Source organism: Bifidobacterium asteroides (genome assembly GCF_003202755.1).
GTDB classification, from domain to species: domain Bacteria; phylum Actinomycetota; class Actinomycetes; order Actinomycetales; family Bifidobacteriaceae; genus Bombiscardovia; species Bombiscardovia asteroides_F.
On sequence record NZ_QGLK01000001.1, the window covers coordinates 794460 to 807463 of the forward strand.

The window sequence follows — 13004 nt, forward strand, 5'->3', positions numbered from 1 at the left end:
CACACATGGACCTGTCCGGCCCCGAGCACATGCACCCGATAGCTGGCATGGCCGCCTCGCCGGTGCTGACCTCGGCCCACAAAATTGCCGTGGCGGGATTGGGTCTGATCGGCGGATCGCTGGCTCGTCGCCTTGCCGCTCGAGGCAGGTTCGTGATCGCGTGGAACCATAACAACCGTCCCTATGAGCAGGCCCGCAGCCAGGGAATCCATTGCGTGGACACCCTAGAGGAGCTGGCCAAGGGCAAGCCCGACGTTCTGGTGCTGGCCACCCCCTTGCGGGTCATGCCCGACGTGCTCCAGGCGTTGGCCCCGATGCTGACCCGTGGCACCACCCTGACCGACGTGGGAAGCGTCAAGGGTCCGGTCCGCAGACAGGTCAAACAGGCTGGTCTGGCCGATCGCTACGTAGGCGCCCATCCCATGGCCGGCAGCGAGGGCACCGGCTATGAGGATTCGGACCCGGCCCTCTTGGAAGATGCTCTCTGGGCCCTCTGCGTCGATGAGCATACGGATTATAGCCGCTTTTTGACGGTAGCCGACATGGTCACCCAGGGGCTGGGCAACCGGCTGATCGCCCTGGATGATGCCACCCATGACCGGGCTGCGGCATTAATTTCGCACATGCCCCATGTGGTGGCCACCGCTCTGGCCAACATGCTGACGAGGTCGCCTGACCGTCGTGTGGCTTCGGCTCTGGCGGCCGGATCCTGGCGGGACATGACCCGCGTAGCCCTGACCGATCCGGAGCGGACCAGGGCCATGGTGGAGGAGAACGCTGACCAGGTGGCCGACCTTCTGGATGCCCTGGTCAAGAATTTGCAGGGCATGGCTTCATTTTTGCGGGATCAGGGGCCGGAGGCCGCTGAAAAGCGTAGGGACTTCTTTCTCCAGGCCGATCCCTTCCGGCGCTACAAGGCTGCCTTGGGCGACCAGGAGCAGACGCCCACAATTGATTTGGAACTGGATCCGCAGGAGGGCAACTGGCGGCAGGAGCTGCTGGATTCGGCCCTGCGCGGCGAGCAGGTCTCGGCCTTCCTGACCACCAGCAGGGCCCGCGTGCTGCACCCGCCGGTCATCGACTGAGATCCGGATGGTCCGGGCGGGGCGAACGGCGTTCCGGAACCGGCTTCAGCGCCACCATATCTGCCGCCTGAAGGGTCACGCGCTCCCCGGGGCGTGACCCATTGGCCGCCGGATCCCTGTCCAGGATCAGCCGATGTCTGTCCCAGTCGACCACATGGCCCACGTAGTCGCGGAACTTGGGCCTTCCATCTTCCGGATTCAACCCCAGGGCAATCCTGACCACCAGACGTGCTCCGGCCGGTATGGTTGCTGGCAAACGCATGGCCATCCACCTCCTTCGTCAGTATCGCCTGCAGCTGCGACGAGGGCAAAAACGCCTAGACTGTATTGCACATACTGCACAGCTAAGCGAAGGGAGCACCCGTAGTGGACCAGGATCTGCAGGACTTTACCGACTATCTTTCCCGGGTGGCAGGCAAGAGTCCCAACACCGTGCGTTCCTACCGGGCCGACCTGGCGGGCTTTCTGCACCTGATGCATTTGCGCGGCATCGATGACCCTGCGCAGATCGACCTGGCCACCATCAGGTCCTGGCTGGCCCGTGAGGCAGCCACTCACGCCCGCTCGACCATGGCCCGGAAGACGGCCGCACTAAGGTCCTTCTTCGGTTGGTTGAGCAGGCACGGCCGGATCAAGACCGACCCCACTCTGGCCCTGAGCAGTCCCAAGCAGTCCGAGCACCTTCCACGAATCCTGACGCATGATCAGGCCCGCACCTTGATGGATACGGTTGACCAGGATCCAGTCGAGTCCAGGGAGGACGAGAAAGTTCAAGCGGCCCTGCAGGTGCGGGATGCGGCCATGCTGGAGCTGCTGTACGCCACGGGTATGCGTGTTGCCGAGCTTTGCGGACTTGACCTGGATGATGTGCATCGGCACAGCCGCACTGTGAAGGTCCTGGGCAAGGGTTCCAAGGAGCGGGTTCTGCCCTATGGCCTGCCCGCCGACCGCGCCCTGGATCGCTGGCTGGGGGAGGGGCGGCCGGTCCTGGCGGGCGCAACGGCTAAATCGGCCCGCAAGGCAGGTCAGGCCCTCTTCCTGGGTCAACTAGGCGGCAGGGTTGGCCAGCGGCAGGTTCGCAAGGTGGTTCATCAGGCGGCTGGTCAGGCTGGGGTGCCCGACATCGCCCCCCATGCCCTGCGGCACTCGGCCGCCACGCATATGCTGGATGGGGGAGCCGACCTGCGCGAGGTTCAGGAGATGCTGGGCCACTCCTCCCTGCGAACCACCCAGCGCTACACCCACGTCTCCATCGAGCAGCTGCGGGACCGGTACAGGCAAGCTTTTCCGCGGGCTTGAGATTCGGCAAGTGAGACGAGACTTGCTTTACGAAATATCTTCGTACCAGAATATGGCGTATTGTGGCTTACACGTCTGTCAGGGATCTTTGAGGTTCGGTCATCCTAGTGTCTCTGGTTGCAGACGTGAAGTTGACAGTTAGTAAATATATGAATATTAGGGAGCAGCAGCAATGAAGAAGGGTTCACAGCTCACGCTCGTGTCCGCGACCATCTGTGCCTTGGCGCTTTTGGCAAGCGGCTGCGGTAGTGGTTCAGACACCAAGGGCGCTCAGCAATCGTCCAGCAGCCAGTCAGGCAACAATACCGTCGTTTCGGTCCATGGGTGTGAGCCTGCCAAACCACTCATTCCCAGCAACACAGTGGAGAGCTGCGGCGGGCAGGTGGTGGACGCCATCAATGCCAAGCTGGTCCGCTTCGACGACCAAGGCAAGGCCCACAATGATCTGGCTTCAGAGATCAAGGGCAACGACGACATGTCCCAGTACAAGGTCACCCTGGTCGACGGGCGCAAGTTCTCGGACGGCACTCCCATCACGGCCCAGTCCTTCACTAAGGCCTGGTCCTGGGCAGCCAATGTGAACAACGGCCAGTTGGGTTCCAGCTTCTTCGCCAACATCAAGGGCTATGACGATCTGCAGAAGCAGGGCGCGCCCGCGGATGGACAGCTGGCCGGCCTGAAAGTCGTGGACGACAAGACCTTCACCGTGGACCTCAGTTCACCCTCGTCCACCTTCCCCATCCAGGTGGGCTACACCTCCTTTGCGCCGCTACCCGAGTCTTTCTACAAGGACACCAAGGCCTACGGTGAGAACCCGGTCAGCTCGGGACCATACAAGTTTGAATCTTGGCAGCACAATGCCATGGTCAAGCTTCGCAAGAACACCACCTACAAGGGCGATGTCAAGGTCCGGAACGGCGGCATCGACTACAAGGTCTACACTGACGTCGGTTCGGCTTACTCCGATGTGCAGGCGGGCAACCTGGACGCGATCGATACCGTCCCCACCTCAGCCCAGAAGACCTTCATGACTGACAACTTGGTTCAGGGCTACAACAAGCCTGGTTCCGTCCTGCAGATGTTTACCATCCCTACCACCATGGAGCACTTCGGCCAGGACGAGGAGGGTCACCTGCGCCGTCAGGCCATCTCCATGGCTTTGGATCGCAAGATGCTGATCGACAAGGTCCTGGGAGGCTTGGGTGTGCAGCCCACTGATTTCACCGCGCCGGCCATCCCCGGTTATTCCAAGAACCTCAAGGGCTCCGATAATTTGAAGTACAACGCTAAGAAGGCCAAGGAGTACTGGGCCAAGGCCGATGCCATCAGCCAGTGGCCTGCCGACAAGAGCTTCCAAATGGTCTACAATGCTGACGGGGGTGCCAAGGATTTCTATGACGGCATGGCCAACTCCATCAAGAACACGCTGGGCATCAAGGCTGAGGCCACTCCTGTACCCACCTTCAGCGAGTTCCGTGGCAACGTTAACAAGCGCGCCTACAAGGATGCGGCTTTCCGGTCGGCCTGGTCACCTGACTATCCTTCTCCTGAGAGCTACCTGTTGAGCAACTTTGCCAGCTCGGCGGCTGACGGCAACGGGTCCAACGATGGCGACTACAAGAACCCCAAGTTCGATGACCTGCTGAAGCAGGCCGCAAAGGCCAAGGACACCAGCGAGGCCAACAAGCTTTTCCAGCAGGCTGAGGAGATCCTTCTGCAGGACATGCCAGCGGTTCCGCTCTACTACGCCAACAATAAGGGTGCCTCCGCCAAGAATGTGCAGGGATTGACTCTGGGCTGGAACAGCTATCCGAACCTCGCGGAGTTGTCTAAGAAGAAGTGATGATCGTGCCGAAAACAGCATAATCCGTCGTCGACCCGGCCGGACCCGCAGCAAAGCGGATTCGCGCCCGGGTCTTGTGTACTGGCGGCGGATTCGGGAAACCAACCAAAGGAAAGAGCAGCACATATGAAGAAGCAATCGGCCCTGACCATTGCCGGCGCCGGACTGTGCGTCATGGCGCTCACGCTGAGCGCCTGCGGCGGATCCGGTGGATCTGACTCCTCAGCCAATAGTACCAACGGCGGCAGCTCGGATGCCGTCATCTCGTTCTTCAACCCTGAACCGACCAATCCTCTCATCCCTGGCATGACCAACGAAGTGGGGGGCGGCAACCCCATCGACCTCATGTTCTCCAAGCTGGTACGCTTCGATGACAAGGGCAAACCAGTCAACGAGATCGCAAAGCAGATCAAGGCCAATGAGGACAACACCCAGTACACCGTGACCATCAACGACGGCTGGAAGTTCTCGGATGGCACCCCGGTCACCGCACAGTCCTTCACCAAAGCCTGGTCCTGGGCGGCCAACATCGGTAACAAGCCGCTGGCCTCCAGCTTCTTCGCCAACATCAAGGGTTATGACGACCTGCAGAAGGAGGGCACCCCTGGCGAGGCCCAGCTGTCCGGCTTGAAGGTCATCGATGACAAGACCTTCACCGTGGATCTCAGTTCGCCCTCGTCCACCTTCCCCATTCAGGTGGGCTACACCGCTTTTGCGCCGCTGCCTGAGTCCTTCTATAAGGACACCAAGGCCTTTGGCGAGAAGCCAGTGACCGTGGGGCCCTACAAGTTCCAGTCCTGGGAGCACAACAAGTCCATAAAGCTGGTCAAGGACTCCACTTACAAGGGCGGTATCAAGGTCAAGAACGGCGGTGTTGAGTTCCGGTCCTACACCGATCCCACCGCGGCTTACCGCGACGTGCAGGCCGGCAACCTGGATGTACTCGACACTCTGCCCGCCTCGGCTCGCAAAACCTTCCAGACCGACAACACGGTCCAGGCCGTCAACGACCCGGGTTCGGTCATCCAGATGTTCACCATCCCGACCTACATGAAGCACTTCGGCCAGGATCAGGAGGGCAAGCTACGTCGCCAGGCCGTCTCCATGTCTATCGACCGAGCAAGCATCATCAAGAAGGTGCTGTCCGGAACCGCCAAGGAGGTCCACGACTTCACGGCCCCCGTCATCCCCGGCTATTCAACCAGCATCAAGGGATCCGACGTGCTCAAGTACAACCCGTCCAAGGCCAAGGAGCTCTGGGCCGAGGCCAACAAGATCTCCCCATGGGGCGAGGGCGACACCTTCAAAATCGCCTACAACGCCGATGGTGCTCACAAGGAGATCTACGATGCCGTCACCAACTCCATCAAGAACGCCCTGGGCATCCAGGCTGCGGGCAACCCTTTGCCCACCTTCAGCGAGTTCCGCTCCAACGTGCAGAACGGCAAGTTCAATGACTCGGCCTTCCGCTCTGGCTGGCAGCCTGACTACCCCTCGCCTGAGAGCTATCTGTCGAGTAACTTCTCCAGCTCGGTATCCAACGGTAACACCTACAGGAACCCCGAGTTTGACGCCCTGTTGAACAAAGCAGCCTCCGCCAAGAGCATCGACGAGGCCAACAAGATCTACCAGCAGTCCGAGGAGGTGCTCTTCCGCGATTTGCCAGCAGTCCCGCTCTACTACCAGAACTCCAACGGCGTGGCCGCGAAGAACATCAAAGGATTTTCCTTCACCTGGAAGGGAACCCCCGCCTACTACAACATCAGCAAGTGAGGTGACGGGAGCTTGAATCACACACCCCAAAACTGATACTGCCTGGGCCGGCGCGGGAGGATTTACTCCGCGTCGGCCTTGGTGTTTTTGCACCCCTGTTGAGGTGTGCTGGTAGACTCAAACAAGAATTTTTGCGGCGGCCCCGATCCCCATGCCGATCCCGGTCGCGGATGACAAAGGAGAATAGCCGATGGGTAAATATCTTCTGCGACGTATTCTGCAGATGATCCCCGTCGTTCTTGGCACGACGCTTCTGATATACGCGCTAGTCTTTGCGCTTCCTGGTGACCCTGTGGCCGCCATGTTCGGGGACAAGCCGGTCAATCAGGCCGTTGCCGCACAGATACGTTCGGAATACAATCTCGACAAGCCCTTCATCGTGCAGTACGTGCTTTTTCTGAAGAACGCACTGACCCTGAACTTTGGCAATACCTTCGCCGGTCAGCCTGTGATCAGCGTTATCGGCAGGGCCTTCCCAGTGACCATTAAGCTGGCTTTGATGGCCTTCGTCTTCGAGGGCATCTTCGGCGTGATCTTCGGCATCATCGGCGGCCTGACCAAGGGCAAGTGGTCGGACAACATCATCCTGGTCCTCTCCCTGCTGCTGATTTCGGTGCCTACCTTCGTCACCGGCTTCATTCTGCAGTACCTGTTCGGTGTTAAATGGCATCTGCTGCCAGCCACGGCCGGAGCCAATCCGGGCTTTATTGATTTGCTCATGCCAGCCATCGTGCTGGGATCCGTATCCATGGCCTCCATCATCCGTCTAACCAGGACGGAGATCACTTCAAACATTTCCGAGGATTACGTGCGCACGGCCCGGGCCAAAGGCATGAGCAACCGATCTGTCATCGTCCGGCATGTATTGCGCAACTCTCTGATTCCCGTGGTCACCTACCTGGGCGCCGACATCGGCGGACTCATGGGCGGGGCCATGATCACCGAGCGCATCTTCAATATCCAGGGCGTGGGCAACACCCTCTACCAGGCCATCCTGAGGGGCGAAGGCACCCTGGTGGTCTCCATCGTGACCATTCTGGTCCTGATCTTCGTCATCACCAGCCTCCTGGTCGATCTGCTCTACGCAGTGCTCGATCCGCGGATCCGGTATGCGTGAGGGAGAGGGACCGACTATGAGTGAAACGGCAATGAACGAGTCAAGCGAACAGAACGAAAGCCAGGCCCGCGTCTACTTCCCCGGCCCCCTGCCGGGGCAGGAGCGGTTCGTGGCCCCCATTGACGAGACGCCCCTGCGCGAGGTGGACTCGGTGGATGAGGACGTGCCGCCCACCAGTATGTGGGCCGACGCCTGGAAGACCCTGAGGCGCAACCCGCTCTTCATCATCTCTGCAATCCTGGCGATCGTGGTCATCCTGGTGGCCCTCTTCCCCAACCTCTTCGCCAAGCAGGACCCCATGGCCTGCAATCTTTCCAATTCCCTGGAGCCGGGCCGGCCGGGACATCCCTTTGGCTTCGACCTGCAGGGCTGCGATGTCTACAGCCGCGTCATCCACGGGGCTCGAACCTCGGTGGCCATCGGCATCATGACCACCATTCTGGTCACCGTCTTCGGCGGGCTCATCGGCGCAATTGCTGGATTCTTCGGGGGCTGGGTTGACGCAGTGCTCAGCCGCATCACCGACATCTTCTTCGCCATCCCCATGATTCTGGGCGCCATCGTGCTCCTGCAGATGTTCCGTACCTCCACCTCACTGTGGAAGATCATCCTGACACTGACACTCTTCGGCTGGGTCAACATGGCGCGCATCACCCGCAGTGCCGTCCTGGAGGCCAAGAACCTGGAGTTCAACACCGCTTCCACGGCCTTGGGCTCCACGCCCTTGCGCAACCTCTTCCGGCACATCATGCCCAACTCACTGGCCCCGGTCATCGTCATGGCCACCATGTCGCTGGGCAGCTACATCGTCTCGGAGGCTACCCTGAGCTTCCTGGGCATCGGCCTGCCCTCCACCGTGGTCTCCTGGGGCGGGGACATCTCAACGGCCCAGAGCCTGCTGACCACCAATCCCTCGGTCCTCTTCTATCCCTCCGCAGCCCTGGCCATCACTGTGCTGGCCTTCATCATGATGGGTGACGCGGTCAAGGATGCATTGGATCCCAAGAGCAGAACGGCCTGAGTGGAGGAAGCATGACTGAAGCAGACAAGAACATGACTACCAATCAGGAAAATCAGCCCCTGCTCGACGTACGGGACCTGCAGGTGGACTTCACCGCCGATGGGCGCACCGTTCATGCAGTTCGCGACGCTTCCTTTAACGTCTATCCCGGCCAGTGGGTGGCCATCGTGGGGGAGTCCGGCTCGGGCAAGTCCACCTCGGCCATGGCTGTGCTGGGTCTTCTGCCCGGTACTGGCAAGGTGACCGGGGGTAGCATCCGGCTTAAGGGCCGCGAGCTGGTGGGTCTGGACCGCAAGGACTACGAGGCGCTGCGCGGTTCCCAGGTGGGCCTGGTTCCGCAGGACCCCATGAGCAATCTGAACCCGGTCTGGCGCATCGGCTCCCAGGTCAAGGAAGCGCTGACCGCCAACCATATGGATGTCTCACGGGAGAAGCGCTCCCGGTTGGCAAAGGCCCTGGTTGGCGACGAAGAGGTGAAGGTAAAGAAGTCTGACGACGAGCTCTTCATCTCCTCCAAGGACCTGCCCGGTCTGCTCGAGGCTGCTCGCCAGGCCCTGAGTGATGCCGGGGTTGTCGACGTGGACAAGACCATGGAGGCCATGAAGGCCGAGTGGGATGTGGGCTCCGAGACCCGCTGGGGCGTGGCCAAGTCCCTGATCGACGCCGGTATGGATGACGACAAGGCCTGGGAGCTGGCCAAGGAGCATGTGACCGGCTCGGACATGAATGACCGCATCGCCGGCCTGCTGTCGGAGGCTGGACTGCCTGAGGCCGCCACCAGGGCGCGGCAGTATCCGCATGAGTTTTCCGGCGGAATGCGTCAGCGTGCCCTGATCGCTATCGGCCTGGCCTCCCGGCCCGACCTTCTGATTGCGGACGAACCCACCAGCGCTCTGGATGTGACCGTCCAAAAACGGATTCTGGACCACCTGCGCAGCCTGACTGAGTCCTTGGGCACCGCTGTGCTCTTCATCACCCACGATCTGGGTCTGGCAGCCGAGCGCGCCCAGCACATCGTGGTCATGTACAGGGGCCAGGTGGTGGAGTCAGGGCCCAGCCTGGAGGTCCTGCAGCACCCCCAGCACCCCTACACAAAGCGGTTGGTCCAGGCCGCGCCCTCGCTGGCCTCCCAGCGCATCATCTCCGCCAAGCAGCGTGGTCAGGATGCCGAGGGCCTGCTGGAGCATCACGTCAAGGGCGAGAGCACCCTGGAGCGCAGTGAGCATGTCATCACCGTGGAGCACCTGACCCGTGAATTCAGGCTGCCGCGGCGTAAGGAAATGTTCAAGGCCGTGGACGACGTCTCCTTCTCGGTCAAGCGGGGGACCACCCTGGCTATCGTGGGGGAGTCCGGCTCGGGCAAGTCCACCGTGGCCAACATGGTTCTGCACCTGCTCAAGCCCACCTCAGGTCGGGTGACCTACGAGGGCCAGAACATCGCCGACTTCGGCAGCCACCAGCTCATGGAGTTCCGTCGGCACGTGCAGCCGGTCTTCCAGAACCCCTACGGCTCCCTGGACCCCATGTACTCCATCTACCGCTCCATCGAGGAGCCCCTGCGCATCCACAAGATCGGCAACGCCAAGTCCAGGCAGAAGCGGGTCAAGGAGCTGCTGGACATGGTGGAGATGCCCGAGTCGGTCATGGGGCGCTACCCCAACGAGCTCTCCGGCGGACAGCGTCAGCGTATCGCCATCGCCCGGGCTATGGCACTGAATCCGGATGTGATCATCTGCGACGAGGCCGTCTCTGCCCTTGACGTGCTGGTCCAGGACCAGGTGCTGCGGCTGCTCAACGACCTGCAGGCCGAGCAAGGTCTGAGCTACCTGTTCATCACCCACGATCTGGCTGTGGTCAGGCAGATCGCCGACGAGGTGGTGGTCATGCAGCACGGCCGGCTTGTGGAGCACGCCACCACCGACGAGGTCTTCGACCACCCGCAGCGCCAGTACACCAAGGATCTGCTGGACGCCATCCCCGGCGGCAAGCTGCGCCTGGGTCTTGACTAGGTATCCTTTGTACAGACTCACAAGGAAATGAGGCATCATGGGATTGTTCGGTTTCGGCAGGAAACGCGCCAAGAGGCAGGCCGAGGAGAACATCGAGGATCAGGAGGACCAGTCCAAGGGGCCCGACAAGTTCGAGAGCGCTGAGGAATCCACTGAGAAATCCGATCTGACATCAGAGGAGGACCGTGACGAGACGGCTGCGGAACAGGACGAAGCCGAGCAGAGCGGCCAGGGTCCCTGGGACAGCATGGATCCCGAGGCCCCCGATACCGATGAGTACCTTGATATCGGCGCCCTGATGTTGCCCTTCCTACAGGGCAGCGAGCTGAGGCTCAAGGCCAACTCGCAGACTGGAGACGTGCTGGGAGCCACCATCACCTACGGGTCCTCCAGTCTGGAGCTGGAGCCCTTCGCGGCACCCAAGTCCCTGGGCCTGTGGGACGAGGTCCGGGCCGACCTGCTCAAGGCCAACCCTTCCTGCGAGGAGGTGGACGGCGTCTTTGGGAAGGAGCTGACCCTGCCCGTCAAGGTCAAAGGCAAGAACCTGCTGACACGGGTGGTGGGCATCGATGGACCCCGTTGGATGCTGCGAGGCATCTTCTCCGGCCCTGCAGCTAAGGGAGGCAAGGAGAAGGATGTTCTCGACGGCTACCTGGCCGACCTGGTGGTGGTCCGTGGCGATGAGCCCCTGGCCCCCCGTGACTTGGTTCCCATGCATGCGCCCATCACCCCCAATCAGCGCCGAGGAGAAGCCGAAGATACGGAGTCCAAGGACGATGAGGCAGCGCAGATCCCCGACAAGCCGGAGGGCCCCTTCAACTCGGATCAGCAGACCGAGGTGAAGACCACACTGTCACGCGGACCTATGTTCTCGGAGGTCCGCTAAGGCTGTGAAGCAGAAGCATTCCGGGCTGGCAGCGCTGGCTGACGATGATTTCTCCGTCATGGAGGCCATCGGCGGCTGGCGGGGGATTGTCGAGTCGCTGCTGCCGGGGCTGGTATTTCTGGTTTTCTTTCTAGTTACCGGCCGTCTGGGGCTGACTGTGGCGATTTCGGCGGTCCTGGCCGTTGTGCAGCTCTTGATTCGTCTGGTCCAGCGGCAGTCCTTTCTGGGGGCGCTGGCCGGTCTGCTTTCGGTAGGCATCTGCCTGGTGGCCGCATGGCTGACCCGGGATGCCCGCAATTATTATCTGCCAGGATTCCTGACCAACGGATTCTGGATCATCGTTCTTGGGGCCTCGCTGCTGGCACGGATGCCTGGCATCGGCCTGCTGGTGGAGTATCTGCGCCGACCCGTCGTCTCCGGGTGGAGACAATGGCTGGCCTCCTGGCGCAGTGAACCAGAGCTGGTACTGGCCTATAATCAGGCCACCTTGGTCTGGATTGCCGTCTTTGCGCTGCGCCTGCTGGTCCAGGTGCCGCTCTATTTGACTGGTTCCGTCGGGTTTCTTGGCGCCGCACGCCTGATCCTGGGCCTCCCCCTGTTTGCTCTGGGCATTTGGGTCAGCTGGCTGCTGATCGGCGGCCCCTACCATCGTCGTCAGGCCGACCAGGAGGTTCATGCCGATCATGACTGAGACCAGGGTTCGTCTGCGCATCGAACGCTATGCCGACCAAGGCCGTTGCGTAAGCCACCTGGAGGACGGCCGGGTGGTCTTCATCCGCTTCGCCCTGCCCGGGGAGCTGGTGGAGGTCCTCCTGGACGAGCCTCACGGCCGGGCCGGCAGATTCGCCACGGGCGAGGTAACTCAGGTGTTGGAGGCCAGCCCTGACCGACGCGAACCCGTCTGGCCCCTGGCGGGACCCTTGGCCTGGGGAGGCGGCCTGGGTGGCGCTGATCTGATTCACGTCAGCCTGCCCGGTCAGCTGACCTGGAAGGCTGATCTGATTGGTCAGCAGATGTCCCGTCTGGGCGGGGTGGACGTCCAGGTGCCGGTGGCTCGTGTTCCCGGCGATGAGGAGCTGAGCGGCCTGCACTGGAGGACACGAATCGAGTTGGTGGCCGACGATCGGGGCCGCCCCTCCATGCGTCGGCGGGGATCGCATGACCGCCTGCCGATTCAGACCATGCCCCTGGCCACCCAGGAGCTGCTGGATCAGGCCGACGAACTGGGCATCTGGGAGGGCGGCCTGCCCGCCGGTGCCCGCATACGCCTGGCCGTGCCCCAGCCGCGCGACGGGGGACCGGTCGGTGACAACTACGCCCTGCTGGTGGACGGTCGCCTGAGTAAGGGGAGCCGCCTGCTGACAGAGCGGCTGGTGGCTGGGGCAGGACCTGTGTACCAGGTCCGGGCCGACGGATTCTGGCAGGTCCACCGTCAGGCACCGGTCATGCTGACCAAGGCGGTCCTGGACCAGGCCAGGCAGGCCCTGGACGGGGTGGCCGAGCCGGTCATCTGGGACCTCTACTGCGGGTCAGGGCTCTTCACCCTGCCCCTGGCCGCTCTGGCCGACGGACGGGCCCGGCTCCTGGCCGTGGAAGGGTCCGCCGGAGCCATTGCCAGTGCGAAAAACAACGTAAAGCGGGCTGGACTGGACCGGGTGGCCCTGCGTCGGGGGGATGTGGCCAAGGTCCTGGCTGGCGGTGCTCCCAAGGGGCTGGGCCATCCCGACCTGATCCTGCTGGATCCGCCCAGGGCCGGCGCCAAGGCTCAGGTCTGCCGACTGCTGGCCGCCAGCGGGGCGTGGACCATCATCTATGTGGCCTGCGACCCGACCAGCCTGGCCAGGGATACGGCCACCCTGATCTCCCTGGGCTACAGCCCCAAGCACCTCGAGGCCTTTGACATCTACCCGATGACCCACCACGTGGAGACCGTGGCGGTCTTCACCCGCACGACGGGAAGGCGACGCTGAC

Annotated in this window: 11 protein-coding genes; 10 read left to right on the forward strand and 1 reads right to left on the reverse strand. The window is 62.1% G+C overall.

Annotated features, from left to right (window positions below):
* Positions 1 to 47: 47 nt before the first annotated feature.
* Positions 48 to 1085: a prephenate dehydrogenase gene (locus tag DKK74_RS02920; RefSeq protein ID WP_181414905.1), complete on the forward strand. Its 1038-nt coding sequence runs from the start codon at positions 48 to 50 to the stop codon at positions 1083 to 1085.
* On the opposite strand, the gene DKK74_RS02925 is transcribed toward DKK74_RS02920, so the two are convergent.
* Positions 1075 to 1347, reverse strand: a complete 273-nt coding sequence (locus DKK74_RS02925; RefSeq protein ID WP_110412847.1) for a DUF6725 family protein — start codon at positions 1345 to 1347, stop codon at positions 1075 to 1077. The two genes, DKK74_RS02920 and DKK74_RS02925, sit on opposite strands and share 11 nt — an antisense overlap.
* A 104-nt stretch (positions 1348 to 1451) precedes the next feature.
* Between DKK74_RS02925 and DKK74_RS02930 the strand changes: the two genes are divergently transcribed.
* The 9 genes from DKK74_RS02930 (at position 1452) to DKK74_RS02970 (ending at position 13003) form a co-directional block, all read left to right on the forward strand.
* Complete coding sequence (locus tag DKK74_RS02930) at positions 1452 to 2384, forward strand: tyrosine recombinase XerC (RefSeq protein ID WP_110412666.1); 933 nt, start codon at positions 1452 to 1454, stop codon at positions 2382 to 2384.
* A gap of 172 nt (positions 2385 to 2556) precedes the next feature.
* Entirely contained in the window at positions 2557 to 4227 is a 1671-nt protein-coding gene (locus DKK74_RS02935) for a peptide ABC transporter substrate-binding protein (protein WP_110412667.1), read from the forward strand.
* A gap of 126 nt (positions 4228 to 4353) precedes the next feature.
* A complete protein-coding gene (locus DKK74_RS02940) occupies positions 4354 to 6000 on the forward strand; it encodes a peptide ABC transporter substrate-binding protein (RefSeq protein WP_110412668.1) in 1647 nt (548 codons plus the stop codon).
* Between the two features lie 190 nt (positions 6001 to 6190).
* Complete coding sequence (locus DKK74_RS02945) at positions 6191 to 7117, forward strand: ABC transporter permease (protein WP_110412669.1); 927 nt, start codon at positions 6191 to 6193, stop codon at positions 7115 to 7117.
* A 31-nt stretch (positions 7118 to 7148) separates the two neighbouring features.
* A complete protein-coding gene (locus tag DKK74_RS02950; RefSeq protein WP_110412670.1) occupies positions 7149 to 8138 on the forward strand; it encodes an ABC transporter permease in 990 nt (329 codons plus the stop codon).
* An 11-nt stretch (positions 8139 to 8149) separates the two neighbouring features.
* A complete protein-coding gene (locus tag DKK74_RS02955; protein ID WP_110412671.1) occupies positions 8150 to 10147 on the forward strand; it encodes a dipeptide ABC transporter ATP-binding protein in 1998 nt (665 codons plus the stop codon).
* Between the two features lie 37 nt (positions 10148 to 10184).
* Positions 10185 to 11033: a DUF3710 domain-containing protein gene (locus DKK74_RS02960; RefSeq protein ID WP_110412672.1), complete on the forward strand. Its 849-nt coding sequence runs from the start codon at positions 10185 to 10187 to the stop codon at positions 11031 to 11033.
* Between the two features lie 4 nt (positions 11034 to 11037).
* Positions 11038 to 11724, forward strand: a complete 687-nt coding sequence (locus DKK74_RS02965) for a DUF3159 domain-containing protein (protein WP_110412673.1) — start codon at positions 11038 to 11040, stop codon at positions 11722 to 11724.
* Entirely contained in the window at positions 11717 to 13003 is a 1287-nt protein-coding gene (locus DKK74_RS02970) for a class I SAM-dependent RNA methyltransferase (protein WP_110412848.1), read from the forward strand. Before DKK74_RS02965 ends, DKK74_RS02970 begins: the two co-directional genes overlap by 8 nt.
* The last annotated feature ends 1 nt before the right edge of the window (position 13004 follow it).

Coding starts and splice junctions, on each gene's coding strand:
- DKK74_RS02925 (WP_110412847.1), bottom strand. CDS start 1,347: ATGCGTTTGCCAGCAACCATACCGGCCGGAGCACGTCTGGTGGTCAGG.
- DKK74_RS02945 (WP_110412669.1), top strand. CDS start 6,191: ATGGGTAAATATCTTCTGCGACGTATTCTGCAGATGATCCCCGTCGTT.
- DKK74_RS02940 (WP_110412668.1), top strand. CDS start 4,354: ATGAAGAAGCAATCGGCCCTGACCATTGCCGGCGCCGGACTGTGCGTC.
- DKK74_RS02960 (WP_110412672.1), top strand. CDS start 10,185: ATGGGATTGTTCGGTTTCGGCAGGAAACGCGCCAAGAGGCAGGCCGAG.
- DKK74_RS02955 (WP_110412671.1), top strand. CDS start 8,150: ATGACTGAAGCAGACAAGAACATGACTACCAATCAGGAAAATCAGCCC.
- DKK74_RS02920 (WP_181414905.1), top strand. CDS start 48: ATGGCCGCCTCGCCGGTGCTGACCTCGGCCCACAAAATTGCCGTGGCG.
- DKK74_RS02950 (WP_110412670.1), top strand. CDS start 7,149: ATGAACGAGTCAAGCGAACAGAACGAAAGCCAGGCCCGCGTCTACTTC.
- DKK74_RS02970 (WP_110412848.1), top strand. CDS start 11,717: ATGACTGAGACCAGGGTTCGTCTGCGCATCGAACGCTATGCCGACCAA.
- DKK74_RS02935 (WP_110412667.1), top strand. CDS start 2,557: ATGAAGAAGGGTTCACAGCTCACGCTCGTGTCCGCGACCATCTGTGCC.